Consider the following 20,984-nt stretch of genomic DNA (forward strand, 5'->3'; position numbering starts at 1 on the left):
TCGGCTCGATCCATGGAGTGCCCGCATTCCGGTGTACGTCCAGGCCGGGTCTTTCACGCTTCCGCTGCCGGTCGATCCGGAAACCTTCCGCGAAACCGCGCAGCATTACACGGTCTTCGACCAAACCGTCGGCGATAATCCGTTCGCGTTTTTCGACCCCAAGATCGGCGCGAAGCTCACCGTCGGCGACACGCTCCGCGGCTTGAGCGCGCAGATCTTCGCGGGCCCGGGCCACGACCGGCAGAGCGGCCTTGCGACCATCGGAACCGATGTCATGACGTATCTTCAAGCCGCCGCCGGCCCGGTAACCCTGAGCGCTTACCGCTACGGCGGCGAGCGTCCCGATGCGCCCTCGTTCGTCGATCGGTTCCAACGAACGGGCTATGCCGTGGTGTTCGGCAAGGGTAAGTGGACCAGCGAATCGCTGCTGCAGACGGGATGGGATTCCAGCATCGCCGGCGCCGGCTACCGTTCCAGCGGCGGATTCACGCAGCTCCGTTACGCGTTCAGCCGGCGCTTCTTTGCCCTAGCACGATACGAAGGGACGAACGACCCCGCGGGCTTCGCGCGCGACGGCGTCGTTCTGCTCGGGTACGCACCGATGGAAAATGCGCGTTTCACCATCGAGGATGTGATCGCGCGCACGCCGCTCACGACGCATACGATGAACGCCCAGTTTACGATCGGATACTGAGATGCGCACTATTTTACACGCTCTCCTTGCAGCCGGCGCGGTTGCGTTGATCGCGGCAGCACCGCCGGTATCTCGCGCAATCGATCCCGCGCGTTCCACCGCGACGTTCTCGGTGCAGCACATCTTCGTAAGCAACGTCGTGGGAAGCGTGCCCATCGTAGACGGGCGCGTTACGCTCGCGCCGGGAACGCGCGTGCCGACGTCGGTTACCGCCACGCTCGACCCGAGCAGGATCGCCACCGGCGACCGGGATCGCGACGCGGCGCTTCGTGGCGAGGATTGGTTCGATGTCGCTCGATACCCGCATTGGACCTTCGCCAGCACGGCGATCTCGCGCACCGCGACGGGGTTCACCATGGACGGGATGCTGACGATCCACGGGGTGAGCCGCCCGGAGCATCTCGAGGTCTCTGTCGCAGGCAACGCGGAGCATCCGATCTACCACGCCACCGGGAAGATCGACCGGCACGCGTTCGGCATGCACGTGGTCCGTCTGGATCCAGTCATCGGCAACCCCGTCACGATCGCCCTCGATATCGTTCTCGCGCCGCCGGGCATCTAACTGACGGAAGCGGCGTTCCCTTACGCGAAGGGGTATATCGCGTGAATCTTCGGGGATTACCCGGCGCGCTCGCGCTCGGCTTACTCGTTTCGCTCCTCGCCCACACGGTGAGTTACGGCGCGGGCCATGCCGAGGGAGGCGCCTTCCACCTACTGCTGGTGGGGCTCGCGGCCGTAGCCGTTCTCGGCTTCGCCGGGCGAGCTGTTACGCTGGCATGTTCCGGGGTTGGACATTGCCTCCAAGGCAGCATTCTTGCGACGCGCTTATCATCGCTCGTACCAAGCCGTTCGCTGCTGGCGGTGGTATCGCTGGGGTGGTTCGCTCTGGGTGAATCGTTAGAGCCCGCGCATGCCGATGCTTCGGTTGCGGTCGTGCTGGCCGCGGTCGTCGCGGTCGTGCTCCTGATTCGCAGCATCACGGTCGGCGCGTTGCGCGCGCTGGCGAGGATCGCGGTCGCGATCGCCGCGGCCGCCTTCGCTCCTCACATCCTATGGTGGACGCCCCGTACCGGCACGCGCCCGCTCCCGCAACGCTTTCGCCTAGCGCGACGGCGTTTCGCCCGCCCTCCTCCGGGCTCGATGCTCGCCGCCTAACATCACCCTTCCCAGCATCTGAGGAGACCCCATGTCACGTCTCTGCGCGGCGGCGCTCGTCGCCGTCTGTTTGCTTACCTGTGGCGCGAATGCGTTCGCGGCCACGACCAGCCTTATTCGCGGCGTCGTCACGCTGGCGGGCAAGCCGCAAGCGGGAGCGACCGTTACGCTAACGGGCGACGGCTCGTCGTTTACCACCACCACCGGCCCGAGCGGCGTCTACCATTTTTCGCGAGTACCGTTCGGCCACTATCACCTCACGGTTCGCGAGAACGGCTCGGATAATCCCACCCTCGATATCGACATCACGAGCGACTCGGTCGCCACGGTCAACGTGCCGCTGGACAGGCTTGCAATCATCGGCCGGGCGGTCGTTGCGGCGCACGCGGGTGCGAGCGGCACGCCCGTCTCCGTGAACGTGATCTCGAAGCAGCAAATCGCGAACTCGCCCAATCGCGATAATCTCAACCGGCTCATCGAAACGGTTCCGGGCATCGTGCGCTTTTCGTATAACGAACCGGTCGCGCACGGCTTCCACGGCGTGACGTATGAAATCGACGGCGCACCGCTTCCGCTTGCGACCAGTTCCAACTTCGGCGAGATCATCGATCCGCGCAACATCGATTCACTCGAAATCTCAACCGGCGCGATGCCCGCAGAATACGGTGGCAGCCGCGCCGGCGCCGTCATCAACATCGTCACCACGCGGCTCTCGGACGTCGCTCCCGGAAGCTACGGGCACGTCAGCATCGGGGGCGGAAGTTTCGGCTCCGCCTCCGGCAGTCTCAGCGACTTGATACGTTTCAAGAACAGCGAGCTGTTTGTGAGCACGAACGCGCAGCGCAGCAACCCCGGCATCGATGCTCCAACGTACTCGCCCATCCACGACGGCTCGTCGAATGCGGACCAGTTCGTGCGTTTCCTCACACAACTTAGCCCCCGCAGCACCTTGTCTTTTGACGCATCGAATCAGTTAGGGCAGTTTCAGATTCCAATCAATACCGATCCGAACAATCCGATCGATCCGGTCTTTAGCCCAGCCGGGACCGACGACGTGCAGCGCGAGTACGACCGCTTCTTCAACGTCAATTTCACGACCACGTCCAAAGACGGGGATGGGATCTTTCAAGTGATTCCATGGGTGCGGTACACCCGCATCGCCTATGCGGGCAATTTAGCGAGCGACGTGCAAACGTTGGCTCCGAACTCGGCGTATGGCGATCCAACTTCTCCATCGGCGCCGCTCTACGCAAACCAAATTGGGCTCCGGCAAGATCGCCGTGCAAGCTACGGGGGCATTCGCATCTCGGACTTCCGCGCCACCAAGCATCACGCATTCAAAGTGGGCTTGGACGCAAGCCGCGAGATTTTTAACGCATCGCAGACCTTCGGGTGCTACGACCCCGCATGCACGCTCGCGCCAACCACCCCTTTGCCGCCGCCGCCCGCTCCCGGATACTACGCTTTTACGACCGGACAGCATCAGGCCGGCGCTCAAATCGGGATCTACGCGCAAGACCAGTGGCAGCCCAATCGCAATCTGGCGGTCAATTACGGCCTGCGTTACGATCATTCAACCGGCTATGCCGGTGGATACATGCTCGAGCCGCGCATCGGCATCAACCTCTCCGACGGCGGCAAAAATATCGCTCACGTCTACTACGGACGCTTCTACGCCGCGCCGCAGCTTGAGGACGTTCGAGCCGATTGCGTGCTCCTTAACGGCTGCAGCGGGACGCCGACATACAACCTCCAACCCGAACGCGACGCATACTACGAACTCGGCGTCGCGCACTACTTCAACGCCCACATGAAAGGCTACGTCAATATCTTTCAGCGTTCGGTGACGAACGTACTCGACACGACGCAATTCCTCAATACGCCGCTCTTTGCGGTCTTCAATAATGCTACCGGCATCGACACCGGCTTCGAAGTACGGTTGCAAGATGCGCTACACGACGGCGACTCGTGGTACGTCAGCGGAACGGTATCGGGGTCGTATGCGGGGGGCATCTCGGGGTCGACGTTTCTCTTTCCAACATCGAGCCTCGATACGGGTGGGCTGCCGCTCACCTCGCCGGCGCTGCTCGCACCCGAGGATCACGATCAAACGGTCGCGGTTACGGCTGCCTACACGCACACCTTCGGGCCGATGCGCTCCTGGTTTGGAACGCTCCAAACCAATTATGGCACCGGCTACCCGGTTGCATTTCAGAATCTCAACGGCGGCGTACTCAACGGACGGTTAGCATCGCACACAACCTTCGATCTCTCGCTCGGCCGGCACTCGGCGCCAAGGATTTTTGGCTTCGATTTCGACGTGCAAAATCTGTTGAACCATCAGTACGTCATCAAGATCGCGAACGGGTTCAACACGACGCAGATCGCAAGCGGACGCCGGGTGGACTTCCGCATTACCTCCGCGCTCTAATGCATGGGCCCGCCGGGCTAGCCGAGCTTTGTTAGATGAGATGCTTCAACCGGAGCGCCTCGTACGTCTGCTTGCAGCCGCAGAAGGATGGAGGTTTCTCGAGCGTTCCAGGGCTCTGCACCACGCATCCCCGTTCGCCGTGTAGAGTGACCGAGTGCCCGCACTCGTCGCATGCATCGCTTTTAAGCAACGCGCATACGGCTTTTAGGATGCACCGCGGTTGCAAGCGCTGCGACGATGGAACGAAGCGCGCCATCCGAACGGGCATGCATCAGTTCGAGCACCAAGCTTGGGGAGGCCCCAAGCCCACCTTCGTCGCGCCCGATGCGTTGGGCGAATTCGTCGGCGACGGCTACGATGAGGGCGAGGGTGCCGACCCGGTCGTCGCCATCGATCGCATAGCGTTGGTACTCGCGGATGGGACCTGCCAGATTCCGGAGCTCGGGAATCCGCTCGAGAGCCGCCGGGTCGAGGTCTCGCAGAACGCCGATGCGGCGCGCCCGCACGGCATCCGGAGCGTCTTTGAGGGCCCCGGCGATTCGCGCCGACCACTCCCCGACTTCGCGAGCCCGGGCATAAGCCGAAGTATTGCTGCCGACGGAGAGCACCAGCACGGCGTCGATAACCGCCTCTACCTGCGCTTCCCGCACCCAAGCGGTCTCAAGCACGCTCGGCGCTATCGTCCGCAGCTTCCGCTCGGCCTCCAAACGCCCCAGCTCCCAAAGGGTAAGTTCCTCGTCCATAGGATGAGCCTAAGGCAGAGGGGGTCCGCTCCACTATACGCATGCTTAGGTAGGCCAGGGTGGAAATTCGGCCGAGTCCCGCTTCAAACCGGGCATATTTGCCGTAAGATGTCAAAATAGATGGTCGGAACCGACTACCTGTATTGCTTCGAAATCACTTCTTGAAAGGGTGGATACCATAGTGTTTCAGTTACTGGCTCTTGTTCTTAGCATTTTTGCCGGCCATTTTGGCGGGACGTTCACCGCCGCCGATTCAGTTGGTGGACCGCCTACGTCGCGCATGATTGCCCCCGCTGACTCGATCGGCGGCCCGCTTACCTCACCCGTGGTTACCCCCGCCGACTCGATCGGTGGCCCGCTCACCGCGCCCGCGGTCACCTCCGCTGACTCGATCGGCGGCCCGCCTGGGTCCGTAGTTGTCTCCGCCGACTCGATCGGTGGCCCACTTACGTAAAAAGAGCGAATCGCTAGGCGGTACCCCAGGGTGCCGCCTACTTTAGCGGGAACATCGTGCATATGGAAAGGCCTTCGCTGGTGGAAGACGCCTTAAACGCATTCCAACACGGTCACTATCAAAGGGCGAAAGACATTCTGTTGGGATGTCCGCGGTGCACTGCGTGCTCCGAAGTGCTTCTTCTCATCGGCCTGCGGCTACGAGATTACGATCTCGTTTGGAGAGCCGCCGTCGACCTGCGTGAAACGGGCGAGACGCCGGATCAGCGCGCAATCGGCGAAGCAAGGATATTTTATGCCGACGTTGCCCGGAATCGCACAGCAGAACCCTTCTCTCAGACAACGCGCCCGCGAACAGCGGTAGGGAAAGCCGAAATCGCACTTATCCACGCATCGATCGAATGGATGCGTGGTTCGACCGACATAAAGACGCTACTTTCGAAAAGCCCTCCGCAAACGCTCGATCAAAAAATACGGCGAATATCGATTGAAGCCTGGATTGCAGCACATCGCGGAGATATTCGTCGACACTCGGAGTTACTGCTGAACGCACTAAGTCGTGCTTTGGCAGGTGGACTCGACGTCGGAGCGATCATGGTGCTTGCGCACCCCGTCGCCGCCCTGTTTCGCGAAATTGATTTAGGCGAGCTTGCCCCATATGCGGAAGCGATTCTCCAGAAGGTTCCATGGGGATCCGTTTCGATTCACGATCGCTTTTATGGAGAGCGAGCATTTGCCTGGCGACGAGCTCTCGACGGCGACTTCATATCAGCACTGAAACACCTGGATACCGCGATGCTTGCAGCGCCCGACGATCTCTGCAGGGCACTCTCTCATATTGACTCGGCTCGGATTGCCGTTGCGAGCAACTCGCATGTCCACGCGCAAGCCTCGGTAGCATTGGCTTTCGCGGCTTTTGAGCGCGTCGAATGGACCGTCGCCACGCATGAAGAGCCCTTGGGACTCTATGGTTCTCTCGACATTCTCTCGGTAGAACCAGAGCGAGCCCGGCTTCTGCTTGACCGTGCCGTTGCTGCCGTTCCTACTGCGGCGCTAGGGATCGCGCACGGTTCCCGCCTTACGGCATACCGAACATTTGCGGAAGCAGCTGTCGCAACGTCGCCTGAGGAAGCGCACATAAAGGCGAATGCTGCATATCGTCTTTTTATCAAGTGCGGATATATTTTTCGGGCGGCCTCGGCAGCCGTGCTTGCGTTCGAAGCATCGGGCCAACGTAAATGGTTGGAACGTGCATCAGAACTCGTCATGCCGTATCCCCGCTCCATACTTGCGATGTCACTTCGTCAATATGCGGAGCGTCCCGACGGATTGACCGAACGGCGCTTGCAGGTTTTGCGCGGACTTTGTCAGGGAAAAACCTCGCAACAGGTTGCCGAGTCTTTGTGCCTGTCCGAAAGTACCGTTAGGAAGCATATTGGAGATCTCCATCGTATCCTAGGAGTAACACGCCGCGCGGAGTTGGTGCTGCGGGCGATCGAACTCCGCCTCGCCGCGTAGACTGCCGACGCGCGAACCTCACCGGCAGGCTTCCGCGGAATCCGCTGCTCCGGCATTCTCGGGTGAATTCAAGCTCTCAGCGAGCAATGCGATTCATCGCTTTTTATTTTGTAAAAACTAAGCCCGAGATTTTGCCGGCTTGGTCGAACGAAATGTACTCCTCGATGGATCCGGCCTTGAATGCAACGACGTAGCGATAGACCGTGGTTTGGCCAACCATTTTGGAGCCGCCGTATGCCGCACCGTACGGCTGACCGAGAGGCGCGAGCTGCTTTTGCAGAGTGGTTAGCATCTGTGGCGTGAGTTTCGCGTCGATCGTCTTATTGAGTTGGCTGCGATCGACGTTGCCGCTCTGCACTCGTTCCAGCCATTCGACGGCCTTGCTCTCTATCGCCGGATTTTGAGAGGCAGCGCTCGCGGCCAAGCCCGGCAGGGGCGCGGCCGGCGCCGGCGCGGTCTGCGCGCCCGCGCTCAAAGGCGTTGTGCCGACTGCAAGCAGCATTGCGATGACGACGGGGTAACGACTTTTACTCATGATTGCCTCTCACCTGATTGTCTCTGAGCGCTCACGGAACCACGTGTGGCACGCGGAACGTGAGCTGGAAATTGGGAGCGTCTTGAGTAAGCCCGATCGCCAAAACCGTTTGGTACGAGAGGTTCTTGCTTACCGCGTAGGTCGCTCCAATGTTGAACACCGCCGCATTGAGCGCACTTCCAACCACATTGGTCCACGGCAGCCCGTCGGGGCGCTCCCGCAGCGGCTGAACCATCGAATCCTGGAACGAGAACGAGGTGCTCATGCGGTCGTTCAGAGAAAACGCCGTTCCGATCGTAAAGCTCAGCGAGCCACCGGGCTGGATCGTTCCGGGCTGTGTGATGCCGACATAAGGGCTGATGTCGTTGTAGTGCTGCGGTAAGTTATAGGCTAGATTGACGCCTCCGAAAACGACTGCCGGATCGAGCGTTTTGATCATCGTCGCGCCCAGTTGTAATCCCCAGGCTCCTTGCCCCGTCGGGAGCGCTTCCACATAGGAAAGGTTGTTGTTCGTCGTGTCCTGGTACACCTTAATCCCATACGGGCTGATCCCCGTCGGGGCGGTGATATGGGCACTCAGAATGGTCGCCGGGCTGCCAAGCGAATGCTGAGCAAGCTGATAGTAGAGCCCAAAGTTTACATCGCCGATCGAGCCGCTATGCGTACTGCGCTCGCTGATCTGTGCGGTGGACGATTGCGCACCCTGAGAACTGTACATCGACGAGCGATAGACGAATGGAACCGTCGCATCGAATTGCAAACGATTAGATGCGCCGTAAGCGATATTGAGATTCGGCTCGTAGAGCGCGTTCTGCTGCCGGCTTACGTTGATGTTCCCAAGAAAAATCGCTCCCAGCGCCATGAATCCGTTAAGGGTGAAGAATCGGTTATCGCCATACGTATAGGTCGCCGCAGGCGTCAGGGTTAGCCCCTTACTGAATAGCGCATTCTCTTGCTGGTATACGGCTTTTACCGCGTTGGCAGTCGGCGCAGCTTTGCCATAGGTTTGCTGGGCTATCGGAGGTGGAGCAATGAGGTGCGCTGCCGACGCCGACGGGGCCGACGCCTCGACGTAATGGTTCTGCGACGGCAGAGGGTCCAAATAGCTCGGCGTCGATTGATAGACGGCCGGCTCGGCAGTAACGACGTTAGGCGAGGACATCTGCGACGACTCGTTCTGTTGCCGGCTGCGTTCGAGCGCCTTGATGCGCTGGCGATCTCGCGCATTCTCCTTTGCCAGATGCTGCATCTGCAACTGGAGAGCATGCACCTGTTGCGCGAGCGTCTGCTCTGCCAGCGCCGGCGCCGGCAAAACCATCGCAGAAGACAAAACTACGGCCAGATATCGCGAACCTTTAAACATGAGCGCGCCCCCTTTTATGGTATTCCGATTAGGGTATTCAAAATCGTCGACATTCCCGTGCCGGTTAACGGGCTCGTCGGCTGACTATGAACGGTGATGCCGAGTTGATTGGTAATCTGGTTTGCGTCGCCCCACGCTTGTACGGATTGCCCGATCGTGCCGGACCCTACCACCTGCGACACCGTGCCGCGCGGCGTCACGATCGAGACGCTGAACGCGTTGTCCCCGACCGTGGTCGAGCATTGCGCACCGCAGGTATTGATGACGGGAACCGGAGTTAAGCCCGGCGCCGCGTTGCCATAGGTGACGGTCGCTTCGTTTGACGCCGTATTGCCGTCGCCGGCTATTTGAATGCTCTGCCCGACGCCGCTCGAGATATTCGTCAAGGGAGCGTTTCCGGCGATGCTGTCGTTGGCGGGCCCTCCTGGAATACCGCCGCCGCTCCCGGAACTCCAACTCTGGATCGAAACGCTCTTAGACTGTACGTCGATCCCAACGTTTAGTCCGACGCTGTCTTGCGTCGGGCTCGCAGCACCTTTTACCGTCCACGTGCTGACCATCGCGATCCCGAAATACGTTACGCTGCCCGATCCCGTAAGGTTGGAGAGCGGTGAGGGGCCACTGGCGGCGGCCGCCGCGGGTGTCTGTGAGAGGATCTGCGAGCCGGGCGTCCCCATCGCAAGGGCAATCGGCCGAATCTCCGTCGGCGGTACGTATTTACCGCGAATCCCATTAAGATCCGCGTCCGAAACGGCCGAAGCATCCGCCGGCATGGCCGGAAACGCCGTCGCGTCGGCTCGCGCCGGCACTGCGTCGAAGAAAGGGAGCGCCGCAAGAACTACGGTTGCGATCGTTAAGCGGGCGATAAGCATGGCGCTTCTCCTCATCACAGGCGATTCATGGCCGGAATGTACACGAGCATCAACTGCGCGTTATTAAGCGCATTCGATACAGACGGAATGCCATTCGATATCACGTCAAGCGGCAGCGGCTGGTTCAGCGCCAGCAATTTATTGTGTATGTCGTAGGTGTTGGCCGCGATCACGAAAATGATGCCGTCCCACGAGTGCGCGAATGCACCCGTCTCGATCCGGCGGTTTCCGAACATCGGATCGGCCACATACACGTAGTCCGGATCCGCATGCTTCAACACCACGAAGTGCGAGTATCCCTCGACCGTTATCAGCGCGATCGACGGCACTTTAATCGCGTACAGCGATGTTAGCGGAAGACGATAGCCGGACCCGATAAACCCTATCGCGTCGACATAGTGCTTGATGTCCAGCAATGAAAAGCCGTGGGTTTTGACGACTTGCGGATCGCTGATGCTGAGCATTCCACGGATCGTGCCGTTTTCAGTCGCTGCCAAACCGTACGCGTAGCGCAGTAGGGTCGCCACCGAGGCGGCCCCGCAGCTATAGTCCGTCGATTGGCGAACGATATGGGCAAAGCGTTCCGAATAGAACGATGAGATGTGGAAGCTCACTTGCCCGGCTCCCGGGATGAGCATCGGCGATTGCTGCCCCAAGGCTCCTCGAGAGACCGCGAGCATGACTAAAAGCGTTAGACTGATAATGCGCATGGTGGTTGTTTTTCAACATTCCGCATAGTATGTGTGGGCACGGATCGCCGTGCCCACACCACAAAGCAGCTCGTCTCTATGGCTCGACCACGAGGACGTTGGCTTGCTGGTTGCCGATGCCGGAGGCTACGTTAGCCCCGATGTTTCCTGAAGCGTTCTGGAAGGCGTTGTTACGAACATCAGCGTTATTTCCACCCGACAGAATGTTGACGGTGACTGCCGAGATTTGGCCGATGGTCGAGGTGACGCTGCCGAGATCTCCGTCTGCAGCAGAGCTGAGGTTCATCACAACAGCACTATTTGATTGCTGATTCAGCGATCCGGCAGCCAGGTTCAGCCCGATATTGCCTTTGGCGTTCTGGAACGCATTGTTCATAGCCTCGGCGTTATTTCCGCCCGAGGCGAGGGAGATCGTAAAGGCCTGGCCTTGCCCGACCGTATCGCTGACGTTTGTCACGTTCTCGAGTACGGCAAGGGCGTTGTCCTGCATATTCTGTGCGCCGCTCGCGATGTTGGCTCCGACATTACCCGAAGCATTGCGAAACGCGTTATTTTGCACAGTTGCTTTGTTCAGACCGGAGAATACGGATGCCGCACCCAAGGTCCCTTGGAGAAAAGTTCCGGTATAGTTGTACGCTGGCGATGTCGGGCCATCGATATATGCGCTATTGGCCTGCTGGTTGCTGTCGCCGGCGGCGATGTTTGCGCCGATGTTGCCGCTCGCATTCTCGAACGCATTGTTTATGGCCGCCGCGGTGTTTGCGCCGCCGCCGCCATTACCGCTCAAGATATTGATCTGCCCGACGGTCTGATCGACGGGAACCGTGGGCGGCGCGGCGAAGGCCGGCCCGCATAGAGCTGCGATGAATGCAAAGCTCGCCGAGGCCGCTATGAGTTTTCTGTTGATCCGCACGTGATGCTCCTTCTGTAATCGCGTGACGCTAATGCGTTACGCCTTGTTGAACTTGGAATAGAAAGCCATTGGCCGATGCGTTTCCGGTCCCGGCAGTTTGGTTGAGTTGAACGATCCCTTTGCCATGAAAGGTCGTGACATCCGAACTCACCGAGTTCGCTATTGCGGCCGGTGTTGTACCGTTCGCGGATGTCGTTTGAACCGGCATGGCGCCGGCGAGCGTGTCGTCGCTCAACTGCTGGGCGGGAACCGCAAACCGCACGATGGCGAGGTTGCCCTGTTCGTTACCGGATCCGGCAGATTGGTTTACCTGCACGAGACCGGAAACATTCGAAAAAGCAAAGTCTCGGATGCTAGCGGAGCCCCCACTCCCATTGGAGATGGTGGCCTGCTGCGTTAAGCGAAGGGGAAGGTGTGTGTCGCCGACGGTGATATCGGTGACGTTGCCTTGAACGTTCCCATTACCGGCGGCCTGATTGATATGAAGCGCGCCGGGAACTGTTTGGAACGCATCGTTCGCGATCGTTGCGGTATCACTGGCAGGCGTCGGATCGGCGAGCGCCGGTGTTCCGACTCCGCTCAGAAAGCCCAGAGTAACGGCCACTGCAACGATGTTGAAGGGACGCATATTCACATCGACACCTGTTTTCTCTTTCGATTCGAAAAGCGTACTATTGCTGCATGGTCGCGAACAGTGACGAAAGCCCCGGGACTTTCGCCCCTGCGCGAGCGACCTTTATTTGAACGTTAGATCGTTGCACATGTCCGTTAGCATGCGACGAATCGTCGGCGATCCGGCACTCTTGGGAATGACCAATTTAACCTGCGGCGCGGTATGAATTTGCGATTGGGTATGCGACATTCGCGCACAAAAAAGCACGACCGAGCTCTCTCGGCTCGCCGCCTCGGCACGGCGTAGTGCATTCAAGAGGCCGCCGGTGAGATAGTCGGTATCCATGAAGACCAGTCCGGGGCGATGCCTGCGCAGATAGTCCTCGTCGAGATCCGCGCTGACGTACGCTACGGAAATGTTGAGGCCCGAGAAGATGGCGGTCAGGGACCGGACCAATATGCCCTGCGCCTCAACGATATAGACGCTGGGCAGAGAGATGGACGGCATATTCATATCCGTCCATCGTAGTTCGAGACTTGAACTTCCTTAGAGGCCGCTACTGCCCACCGACGTTAGTACCAAGGGACTACGACTTCCGGTAGCGAGACCGTGACGCACCGCGTGAACTGCAACCTGGGATCGAGCCGTAAGCCCAAGTTTCACGAAGATACTCCCGATATGGTTTTTAACGGTCTTTTCTGATAACTGCAACTCGCTTGCGATCTGCTTGTTCGTCAGGCCCTCTGCGAGCAGACTAACGATTTCGAGTTCGCGAACGGTGAGGTCGCTGGTGCATCGCTGGGTCCGCGGCGCGGAGCCCTTGAGGACGGATCGCACGAGCCGCGGGTCGACGTAAAACCCGACGCTGGCGACGGTATGGATTGCATTGAGAATTTCCGTCGGAGCGAGGTCCTTAACGATATACGCATCGATGCCGCTTGCGAGCGCGTTTAATACGACGCTTTCATCCAGAAATGCCGAGAGCATGCAAATGCGTGAACTGACTCCAGCTTTCCGAAGCGCATGAACGATTTGGCAGATATTGAGCCCGTATGGGTCACCGTCGATCACGAAGATGTCATGTTCTACAGCCAGCAAGGTGGCAATCGTAAGCTCGCTTGCTTCGGCGACGATTTCGAGCTGGTCGTCGGTGGCGATAATCGAGCGAAGGGCTTCGAGCAATAGCCGCTGGTGTTCGACAATGATCAATCTAGCGGGAACGGTGTTGAAGTTTGATAGCTCCATCACACACTTTCCAAGATACGGTAGTGGTAACATTTCTAAGGACGGAAAAAGACCGGCAGCACTCTGCGCGTCGATTTTCAATCGACGTAGCTGTACTGATCGTCCCTACGTCTTACTCCCTACTGTAGCGGGCGCAGGGCGTCCTAGGCACCCTCAATTTAGGGGGGTTTTGGAGGGTAAAATGCCCTTTGGAGCCTAGGTATATCGCCATATGCGGCGCGGGCCTCGTGCCTCACCGGCCCGCCCCGCCCGGCGGTATTTCCTAAGATGAAATTTCGGCGTACCTAGCTCGGCTATGAACCTTGCCGATGAAGCTTAAAGTACGTAAAGACGAGGTGATCGCAAGGGGGCCTACCTAATATGCAAGCAATAGTTCTCCGATAGATTTCGCGAGGAGTCGAAGGAGCGGTACCCGGCGTTCTCGCCGGGCATGTGACCGTTGAGGATCATTGGGATGGCCGATGCGACAACCTGAAAAACATCACATAAAGAAACCGAAAACTGCGATCGAGGCAGGCCCCGCGGATAGTATTACCGGGTGGTGCTACGTTAGGCTCGGCCGGTTCGGCGAAATCCGAATGCTCCAGCACGAGGGCATTAAAGATCAAGCGTATGTATTTCGCCTCATTTACGCCGATATCGAGCTCTCCGGGATCGCGGACGATATTTTGCACGGCGTTGTGGGCTTCGATGGAAGCCGAGCCCTCGCATTCACCGAATTACATACCAACGGCGTCAGCCGTATTTATATGCTGGTGCGCGACAAGACCGCTCGTGGTGAAGCGTGGCTCGTGGGGTTGCGCCAAGAAGCGAGCACCCTGCTCCGGCTCTACAACGCTCTCCCGGATAACTGTGTGAACGGTGCGCTGAACATGCGCACGATCACCAGCATCGCGGTAATCCAAGTTGACGCTTCTCAGACTCCGCTGGCATCGTGGTTTTCGGAGGATGCGAGCCTTCGTGCGGTAGCACCGATATTGGCCCTCAAGCACGATCGGCTGCAAGCGCATATCGCAACGCTCGTTTCGGCCTTGACGCAGGATTGGGATTGGAACGACCCGTCACGGTGCGCTCCCGTTAGCGGGATGCTCGGCACGGATATCTTGCTGCAGATCGTGCCATCGTCTGCGCAGGGATCGGTTCTAGCGACGCTCATTTTCGAGCCCGTGCGGATGCGCCGCACCCTTTCAGATACGTTTGCCACACGTGCCATCACCGCTCGCGAGTCGGACGTCGTGCGCCTCGTCATGGCCGGTCGCTCCGTGAAAGAGATCGCCAGCGCTCTCTCGGTAGCAGAATGTACGATTCAGGACCACATCAAAAACGTACTAGCGAAGACCAACGCCCGGAATCGATCGCAAATGATCGCAACGTTGCTCGGATTCGGCGCGAGCTAGCGCTAGCCGCCGCTTAGATATTTATACCGATTAGCGAACATCGCGTCGGTTACCGGTGAGAGCACGCCACCCAGAACGAGTTCGCTCGTATAGAGCCCGGGTGCGGCCGCAGCGATAACGTCCTTGCATCGCAGTGCGATGAGCTTGACATATTTCGCCACGAACGGCATTTCCGATGCATACACGATCCGAGGTATCCCGGCCCAAATCATCGCGCTCATACACATCGGGCACGACTCGCCGGTGCCGTACATGGTGAGATTGTTCCACCCCTGGTTACCGTGATGGGCGATGTAGTCGTTCATCGCCGCGATCTCCGAGTGAAACGTCGGATTGGCTCGCATATTCACCACGCCGCGCCCAACCACCGTGCCGGAACGCTGGTCGACGATGACCGATCCGAACGGCCGAGCCGGATTTTGCTTGGCCGCATCGATGGCCATCTGCATGTAGCGCTCGTGCCGCGCCAAGTCATCCGGCGAGGGTGCGGCCGACGTTGCCGAGACGGCTGCGGCAGCAGCGACCGTTCCCGCGATTCCCGCGATAAAGTGCCGGCGCGACGAAGGGTGGGTCATGCTTGGACTCCTTAGGCCGACGTGGGCGCGCCGGCGAGTTTCGCGAATATGCGGTCCTCAGTAAACGGCGTACTCGTGAAACGCACGCCCGTCGCGGCCCGAAGCGCATTTCCGATAGCCGGCGCAACCGGATTTATGGTGTTTTCGGCGATCGACTTCGCGCCTAACGGGCCGATCTTGTCGAAGGTATCCGCGAACAAGACCTCCGTCACGGGCGCGTCTGCAAACGCTGGAATGCGATAATTTCGAAGCGACGGATTGACCACCGCGCCGGCCCCGTCGTACACCATCTTCTCTTGCAGCGCAAATCCGATGCCCTGAACGACGCCGCCGATAACCTGTCCCCGGACCTGGTTGGGATTCACGACCACGCCCGTATCCACGGCCTCAATGCTAAAGAGCACGGCTATTTCTCCCGTGACGCGATGCACGGCGAGCCGAACTCCGTAGGCGATAAACGCCACCGTGCGCGGCGATCCATAGGCTTTGCGAAACGAGGAGAATTCCTCACCCTCCGCAGTCCCCTTGGCCGCTAACTCGGTCAACACAAGACGCTTGCGGCCACAAACCACGTGCCGGTCTTCTATGTGACAGTGTTCGACCTTCTCTCCGGTCGTGCGGCTCGCGTACGCCAGGATCTTATCGCGCAACGCTCGGGCAGCCTGTTCGACCGCTTTGGTGGGGACCATCATCCCGACGCTCGCGAACGTGCCGCTATCGTACGGCGTTTTATCCGTATCGGCATTCAGGAAGGTCACTCGCGATGTCGAGCAGCCAAGAATCTGCGCCGCGACCTGTTGCTGCGCGGTGACCAGACCGTTCCCAATCTCCGATGAGCCCACCGTAAAATGGTAGCGCCCGTCCGGCAACAGCTCGATCTGCGCGCCGGAGCGCTGCTCGGTGGGCGGCACGCAATCGAGCATCGAGAGCGCCATCCCGCTCCCTTCGAGCCAATCGTCACCGGCAGGTTTGGAAAGCCCTCGGCCGCTCTGCAGCGCCCTATCCACTGCGTCGATGCATTGGTCCAATCCGTAGCTGCCCATCGTCAGATCGGATGCCTCTTTCCATACGGATTCCATGTTGTCCGAGGGACCGATGACGTTCTTGCGGCGCATTTCGATGGGATCGATCGCCAGCATACGCGCCAATTCGTCGAGGGCGGACTCTATCGCAAACGTCGTCTGCCCGGTACCGTATCCGCGAAAGCCGCCGCCGCAGTGCATGTTGGTGTACACCGCATATCCGTCGCCTTTTTTGTTCGGACATTTATAGATCGCCCACGGGCCGGACATGCCGTTGGCCAGGGTTTCCCCGCCGTGATTTCCGTATGCGCCCGTGTTCGATACGACGCGGAACTGAATCGCCGTTAGCGTGCCGTCCTTCTTCGCGCCGATTTTTACCTGCGTTTTCATCGCGTGACGAGTGGTTGCGCCGATAAATTGCTCTTCTCGGGTAAACTCCCATTTCACCGGACGTCCCGTTTTCAGCGTCGCTAAAAACGGCAAATCTTCGCTCATCATATCTTGCTTGCCGCCGAAACCGCCGCCCACGCGTTCGGTGAAAACGTGCACGTCTGAGAGGTTGAGTCCAAAGATGTAGCAGAGCTTGCTCTTAACGACAAATGGCCCCTGAGAGCTCGTCCGCACGTGCATGCGACCGTCCTCGCCACGCCAACTAATCGACTGCATCGTTTCGAGGTGCACGTGCTGTTGGCGTTGGGTCGCGTAGGTGTCCTCATAGATCGCGTCGGCATCCGCAAAGCCGTCTTGCACGCTTCCGATTTCACCATGGAGTTCCAGAAAGACATTCTTCTCGGGATGCATGATATGCGAATAGGCCCGCTTTTCGTGGAGCACCGGCGCGCCGGGCAGCATCGCTTCTTCGGGATCGAAGACTGCCGGGAGAATCTCGTACTCCACCTCGAGCTTGCGACAGCCTTCTTCGGCGGCGGCCTCCGTATCGGCAATGACGGCGGCGATGCGCTGCCCGACGAATCGCGCAACGTTGTCGAGGAGATAGGTATCGTCCGGATCGACCCGATTATCTTCGTGAATCGCCGTCGTATAGAGTGTGCGCGGGACGTCTTCCCACGTAAATACGTCCACAACGCCGGGAACGGCCATTGCCTTATCCCGTTTGACCGACAGAATCCGCGCGTGTGCGTGCGGCGAGCGTAGAACCTTCAGATGAAGCAACCCCTCCATCGGTGGAATATCGCTAGTGTAGCGAGCGTGTCCGGACACGATCGACTCCGCGAATGGATTGGGAACGCTGGTGCCGCTCGAGCTGCCGGCCGCGTCCCGCACAACGTTCGTCACGCCCGCGAAGGCATCGCGAATCGACGCATACCCGGTGCAGCGGCAGAGATTTCCCTTGAGCGCGTGAGGAAGGTCGCGCTTTTGTTCTTCGGTAAGGGCCGCCCCCGTCATGATCATGCCCGCCGCACAATAGCCGCACTGGAACGACTGCGCATCGAGGAACGCCTGCTGCATCGGGTGCAGCGTACCATCCGGTTCGGCCAATCCCTCGATCGTCGTGATTTCGTGGCCCTCGGCCCGAAATGCCGGATAGAGGCAGCTATGTACCGGCTTTTTATCCACCCAGACCGTGCATGCGCCGCAATCGCCGCCGTCACAACCCTTTTTGACGCCGTACCATCCCAGATCGCGCAAGAACACGCGAAGGCATTCGCCCGGGGCCGGTTGGCCCGAGAAATCCTTTCCGTTTACCGTGAGTTTCATGCGCTCAACTCCTGACGAATCTCTTCGGCAAAATGATAGGTAAGATGCCTGCGGTGGCTCGGCGAACTGTGCACGTCGTCCAAATACAGCGCGTCGGGAATGCTCGCATCGATCGCGTCTCGTAACTGCGCGCTCGTCGGTGTCGTTTCGAACCGCATCTGCACGGGGTGAATCGTGGCTGCGGTAACGGTAACGAGCATCTCGTTCGTCGTACGGTCGCGCGTACCGATGAGCAGAACGCCGGACCGGCCGAGATGCGTCAGCGAAGCTCGACGAAATGCGTATGTTTTTTCCAGCGCGCGCCCCGGGATATGGATGTTTCGCACTAATTCACCGGGTGCAAGAACGTTAGCATGATTTCCGGTGACGAAATCGATCGCCCGCACGTCGCGGGGCGCTCCGCTTCGGGGCCATAGCGTATAGATTGCCTCAAGCGCAACGGTGAGCGAGATCATCGGTCCGGCCGGTAGCGACATGACGATATTGCCGCCAATCGTGGCTTCATGCCAAATCTTAAATGATGATAGGAACGAGCGGCAACATTCCCCGATCAAAGCCCCCGCATGCCACTCTGCAGGCGGCCTAAATGCGTAGAGCTCCGCAATCGTACACGTTGCCGCAAGGTCGAGGGCGGCTTCGGTACTCGCAAGCGCAGGCCAGTTGAGGTCGTGCAAATCAACGAGCGTCGTGGTGTGAAGCTGGGGCTCCGAGAATAGCCACGTTCCACCCGCAAGCCATGCGTAATCATCACGCCATTCTCGAATCTCTTCGGCTGATTTTGGGCGTCGCACCTCGGTGATCGTGTTCAGATTCATAAATGCCTCGTCTTCGCGTCTTAGAGTAAGCGCCAGAGAACTGCGATCTCGATCGCGTAACATAACAGCAGAACTAGCGGGCTGGTAAGCACCAGCCAGCGGGGTTGCGATTCGGGAAAGAGCCATGCGTGGAATACACGGACCGCTAGCGGCATGAGGGGCCATGACGTGAGCGCTACGCTGATCGCGTTACCGATAAACGTGCCCATGGCGGGATTCAATGCTTGGAGATGCGGCGAGAGAAACTTCAGCTCGAGCATCACCACCGGGAAGAGCGTAAGGAGCACCAGCGATGCCGTCTTCCACATGTTCGGTGGTTTGCCGGTGCTTGGATTGAGCGGGGCCCATCCGGGAAACGACGTGTCGACCCGTTGTGCGTGGAAACCGTCGATGAGATCCTCGCTTTCCTTCAAAAGCGAGGCCCTAATATCGGAGTTCAGCCACCCGTCTAGGCTCGTTTCCGAATCGAAGCGCAGAACGGTAGTCCAGCCCGATTCCTTTTGGTGCGGCGGCGCGACGAACGAACCGAGGTAGCCCGGAAACGTTTCCTGCACTTTTTGAATGCGATCCGCGAATCTCCGGTACGCTTCTTCTTTACCGGCTTTGATCCGCGTGATAATGACTTCGGTAGCGCTGTGCTGCACGTAGTATTCGATAGCAGCCTGGCCGGCGAGTTGCATGATGACGCCGCCCGCAACGAACGGCGCCCCTTCCTGGATAAGGTTCCGATTGCGCTCGGAGCTGCGCCAGGCCCGCAGCGCGTCCACCGAGTCAAATCGCGCGATCGCGACCGCCTCGTCCTGATCGGGAGTGGGCGGCCAATACTCGAAGCTCGTCGATCCGGGCGACGCAAGCACGTCGCTCTGCCAGCGAGCGTGCCACTGCGTGAAGTCGCTCGCCTTCTCCGGCAGCACCCGGGCGCAAAGGATCAGGCTCGCGCTTGGGCCGTCGCTCACGGCTGGCGCTGCAGCTGCTCGATCGTCGCCGGGCCGGCGCCGGGAGTAATCTTCACCGGCCACTCATGCGAGCCGAACGGCACCAATGGCGGCAGGTACTCAGGAATCCCAAGCTTTTTATCGCCGGCAATAATGGCGGCACGGGCATCGCCACCCATCAGTTCGTAATCCATCAAGTAGTAATTACCGAAGAACTCTTCGCCGACGGATCGGTCGGCGATAACCCGCGTTAGGGCGGTCATCATCGCATCGGGCGTCGTGGTGAAGTCGGTGGTTTCGAATAGCATGAGGCGCGTATTCATAGCGCTCGGACCAAAAAACTGTGCGAGCACGCTAAAGAGCACGTTATTTTGACGCGCGACGTAGATCGTGTTGCTCAGCGCGTACGTCTTGTCCCAATCGTCTTTGCCGAGGAGATGCTTCCATCCGGCAACCACTCCCATCCAGTGATCGACCTGTGTGTGCGCGGCCCACGTCACACATTTTGCCAGCAGAGGACTCTGCTGATGAGCGAACGCGTGAATATCGTCGTAAGAAATGACGCCCTTGGAAAGCTCTTTGTCCATAAACGCGATATTATTTGCGAGCACCGATTTCATGGTATTACGCCACGCCGGATTCACAGAGATATCGCCAATCGTATCGAGCGCGGATTGTTGCTCGGTACGATCCGATTTCATCATCGCGACCCACGATTGATCCGCGGAATTGTCCAGGTGCGGGCCGGAGAGCTCGAACAGGGCCATCGTGCTGTGACCGACCGACTTCAACAATTGATAGACGATCGGTACGGACGGCGCATCGAGGGGCGCCTTCCCGGGCCGATAGAGAATCATCTTGCCGCCCGAGCCGCTGAAGAGCGCCATCAGCACGGGATGCTGTGCCAGCAGATTTTGCTGGAAGCTCGCCAGCGCCGAATCGTAGTACGAGAACATCGAAAGATCCAGCGAAAGCACGTTCTGCTGCGCTACTCCCTCTTTGGTGGTGGCGGGATGGCCGACGATCACGTTCATATATGGCGGCATCTGAGCGGCGCCTGCGCTCTGCAGGCCAAACGCCCCGAACAGCGCGAGCGCAAGTGCAAGGACTGCGATACGGCAATATAACGGGCGTGCGTACATAGAGCATCCCTTCAGCGGACAGTGAATTGTCCGTCGGAGCTTTCGAATAATAGCTGTAGTAGCCTTTTGGCTCGAGCTTTTTGCCGGATAGCACAAGAAAGGAGCGCGCTCGCATCGCGTATATCCACAGGTAG

General features: G+C 59.3%; 20 protein-coding genes. 6 read left to right on the forward strand and 14 right to left on the reverse strand.

Annotation, left to right across the window (positions count from 1 at the left end):
- The 4 genes from VMW12_01605 to VMW12_01620 form a co-directional block, all read left to right on the forward strand.
- Window positions 1-694, forward strand: a 694-nt coding sequence (locus VMW12_01605; protein ID HUZ48416.1) for a hypothetical protein, incomplete at its 5' end; no start/stop codon positions are given.
- A 1-nt stretch (window position 695) separates the two neighbouring features.
- Window positions 696-1,256 (forward strand): YceI family protein, encoded by a 561-nt coding sequence (locus VMW12_01610; GenBank protein ID HUZ48417.1) that lies wholly within the window; start codon window positions 696-698, stop codon window positions 1,254-1,256.
- Window positions 1,257-1,297: 41 nt separating this feature from the next.
- A complete protein-coding gene (locus VMW12_01615) occupies window positions 1,298-1,849 on the forward strand; it encodes a hypothetical protein (GenBank protein ID HUZ48418.1) in 552 nt (183 codons plus the stop codon).
- Window positions 1,850-1,880: 31 nt separating this feature from the next.
- A complete protein-coding gene (locus VMW12_01620; GenBank protein ID HUZ48419.1) occupies window positions 1,881-4,280 on the forward strand; it encodes a TonB-dependent receptor in 2,400 nt (799 codons plus the stop codon).
- A gap of 182 nt (window positions 4,281-4,462) precedes the next feature.
- Here the strand turns inward: VMW12_01620 and VMW12_01625 are convergent, their stop codons facing one another.
- Complete coding sequence (locus VMW12_01625; GenBank protein HUZ48420.1) at window positions 4,463-5,023, reverse strand: hypothetical protein; 561 nt, start codon at window positions 5,021-5,023, stop codon at window positions 4,463-4,465.
- Window positions 5,024-5,557: 534 nt separating this feature from the next.
- Here VMW12_01625 and VMW12_01630 point away from each other — a divergent pair.
- Window positions 5,558-6,994: a helix-turn-helix transcriptional regulator gene (locus tag VMW12_01630; GenBank protein ID HUZ48421.1), complete on the forward strand. Its 1,437-nt coding sequence runs from the start codon at window positions 5,558-5,560 to the stop codon at window positions 6,992-6,994.
- Between the two features lie 103 nt (window positions 6,995-7,097).
- On the opposite strand, the gene VMW12_01635 is transcribed toward VMW12_01630, so the two are convergent.
- From VMW12_01635 to VMW12_01670, 8 genes are all read right to left on the reverse strand, one after another.
- A complete protein-coding gene (locus VMW12_01635) occupies window positions 7,098-7,529 on the reverse strand; it encodes a hypothetical protein (GenBank protein HUZ48422.1) in 432 nt (143 codons plus the stop codon).
- A gap of 31 nt (window positions 7,530-7,560) precedes the next feature.
- The gene (locus VMW12_01640) at window positions 7,561-8,841 is read right to left on the reverse strand and encodes a transporter (GenBank protein ID HUZ48423.1); all 1,281 of its coding nucleotides are present in this window, start codon (window positions 8,839-8,841) and stop codon (window positions 7,561-7,563) included.
- Between the two features lie 65 nt (window positions 8,842-8,906).
- Window positions 8,907-9,764, reverse strand: a complete 858-nt coding sequence (locus tag VMW12_01645; protein ID HUZ48424.1) for a hypothetical protein — start codon at window positions 9,762-9,764, stop codon at window positions 8,907-8,909.
- Between the two features lie 14 nt (window positions 9,765-9,778).
- Window positions 9,779-10,474, reverse strand: a complete 696-nt coding sequence (locus tag VMW12_01650) for a C39 family peptidase (GenBank protein ID HUZ48425.1) — start codon at window positions 10,472-10,474, stop codon at window positions 9,779-9,781.
- 76 nt (window positions 10,475-10,550) lie between these two features.
- Complete coding sequence (locus VMW12_01655; GenBank protein HUZ48426.1) at window positions 10,551-11,387, reverse strand: hypothetical protein; 837 nt, start codon at window positions 11,385-11,387, stop codon at window positions 10,551-10,553.
- A gap of 28 nt (window positions 11,388-11,415) precedes the next feature.
- Entirely contained in the window at window positions 11,416-12,021 is a 606-nt protein-coding gene (locus VMW12_01660) for a hypothetical protein (GenBank protein HUZ48427.1), read from the reverse strand.
- A 102-nt stretch (window positions 12,022-12,123) separates the two neighbouring features.
- Complete coding sequence (locus VMW12_01665) at window positions 12,124-12,507, reverse strand: hypothetical protein (protein HUZ48428.1); 384 nt, start codon at window positions 12,505-12,507, stop codon at window positions 12,124-12,126.
- A 39-nt stretch (window positions 12,508-12,546) separates the two neighbouring features.
- Window positions 12,547-13,245, reverse strand: a complete 699-nt coding sequence (locus VMW12_01670; protein HUZ48429.1) for a response regulator transcription factor — start codon at window positions 13,243-13,245, stop codon at window positions 12,547-12,549.
- A 578-nt stretch (window positions 13,246-13,823) separates the two neighbouring features.
- Here VMW12_01670 and VMW12_01675 point away from each other — a divergent pair.
- On the forward strand, window positions 13,824-14,642 hold the full coding sequence (locus VMW12_01675) for a LuxR C-terminal-related transcriptional regulator (protein HUZ48430.1): 819 nt from the start codon (window positions 13,824-13,826) through the stop codon (window positions 14,640-14,642).
- A gap of 2 nt (window positions 14,643-14,644) precedes the next feature.
- Here the strand turns inward: VMW12_01675 and VMW12_01680 are convergent, their stop codons facing one another.
- Genes VMW12_01680 through VMW12_01700 form a run of 5 tightly spaced genes read right to left on the reverse strand, consistent with a single transcriptional unit; the run spans window position 14,645 to window position 20,850 of the window.
- Window positions 14,645-15,217, reverse strand: coding sequence for a nucleoside deaminase (locus VMW12_01680; protein HUZ48431.1), 573 nt, complete (start codon window positions 15,215-15,217; stop codon window positions 14,645-14,647).
- Between the two features lie 11 nt (window positions 15,218-15,228).
- On the reverse strand, window positions 15,229-17,958 hold the full coding sequence (locus VMW12_01685) for a molybdopterin cofactor-binding domain-containing protein (GenBank protein HUZ48432.1): 2,730 nt from the start codon (window positions 17,956-17,958) through the stop codon (window positions 15,229-15,231).
- Window positions 17,955-18,773: an FAD binding domain-containing protein gene (locus tag VMW12_01690; protein HUZ48433.1), complete on the reverse strand. Its 819-nt coding sequence runs from the start codon at window positions 18,771-18,773 to the stop codon at window positions 17,955-17,957. The genes VMW12_01685 and VMW12_01690 overlap by 4 nt, the downstream gene beginning before the upstream one ends.
- 20 nt (window positions 18,774-18,793) lie before the next feature.
- Complete coding sequence (locus VMW12_01695; GenBank protein HUZ48434.1) at window positions 18,794-19,729, reverse strand: antibiotic biosynthesis monooxygenase; 936 nt, start codon at window positions 19,727-19,729, stop codon at window positions 18,794-18,796.
- The gene (locus tag VMW12_01700) at window positions 19,726-20,850 is read right to left on the reverse strand and encodes a hypothetical protein (protein ID HUZ48435.1); all 1,125 of its coding nucleotides are present in this window, start codon (window positions 20,848-20,850) and stop codon (window positions 19,726-19,728) included. The genes VMW12_01695 and VMW12_01700 overlap by 4 nt, the downstream gene beginning before the upstream one ends.
- Window positions 20,851-20,984 lie beyond the last annotated feature (134 nt).

The sequence above is a fragment of the Candidatus Dormiibacterota bacterium genome, from assembly GCA_035532835.1.
Lineage (GTDB): Bacteria > Vulcanimicrobiota > Vulcanimicrobiia > Vulcanimicrobiales > Vulcanimicrobiaceae > DAHUXY01.

Coding starts and splice junctions, on each gene's coding strand:
- VMW12_01610 (HUZ48417.1), top strand. CDS start 696: ATGCGCACTATTTTACACGCTCTCCTTGCAGCCGGCGCGGTTGCGTTG.
- VMW12_01620 (HUZ48419.1), top strand. CDS start 1,881: ATGTCACGTCTCTGCGCGGCGGCGCTCGTCGCCGTCTGTTTGCTTACC.
- VMW12_01625 (HUZ48420.1), bottom strand. CDS start 5,023: ATGGACGAGGAACTTACCCTTTGGGAGCTGGGGCGTTTGGAGGCCGAG.
- VMW12_01635 (HUZ48422.1), bottom strand. CDS start 7,529: ATGAGTAAAAGTCGTTACCCCGTCGTCATCGCAATGCTGCTTGCAGTC.
- VMW12_01645 (HUZ48424.1), bottom strand. CDS start 9,764: ATGCTTATCGCCCGCTTAACGATCGCAACCGTAGTTCTTGCGGCGCTC.
- VMW12_01650 (HUZ48425.1), bottom strand. CDS start 10,474: ATGCGCATTATCAGTCTAACGCTTTTAGTCATGCTCGCGGTCTCTCGA.
- VMW12_01665 (HUZ48428.1), bottom strand. CDS start 12,507: ATGCCGTCCATCTCTCTGCCCAGCGTCTATATCGTTGAGGCGCAGGGC.
- VMW12_01670 (HUZ48429.1), bottom strand. CDS start 13,245: ATGGAGCTATCAAACTTCAACACCGTTCCCGCTAGATTGATCATTGTC.
- VMW12_01675 (HUZ48430.1), top strand. CDS start 13,824: ATGCTCCAGCACGAGGGCATTAAAGATCAAGCGTATGTATTTCGCCTC.
- VMW12_01680 (HUZ48431.1), bottom strand. CDS start 15,217: ATGACCCACCCTTCGTCGCGCCGGCACTTTATCGCGGGAATCGCGGGA.
- VMW12_01685 (HUZ48432.1), bottom strand. CDS start 17,958: ATGAAACTCACGGTAAACGGAAAGGATTTCTCGGGCCAACCGGCCCCG.
- VMW12_01690 (HUZ48433.1), bottom strand. CDS start 18,773: ATGAATCTGAACACGATCACCGAGGTGCGACGCCCAAAATCAGCCGAA.
- VMW12_01700 (HUZ48435.1), bottom strand. CDS start 20,850: ATGTACGCACGCCCGTTATATTGCCGTATCGCAGTCCTTGCACTTGCG.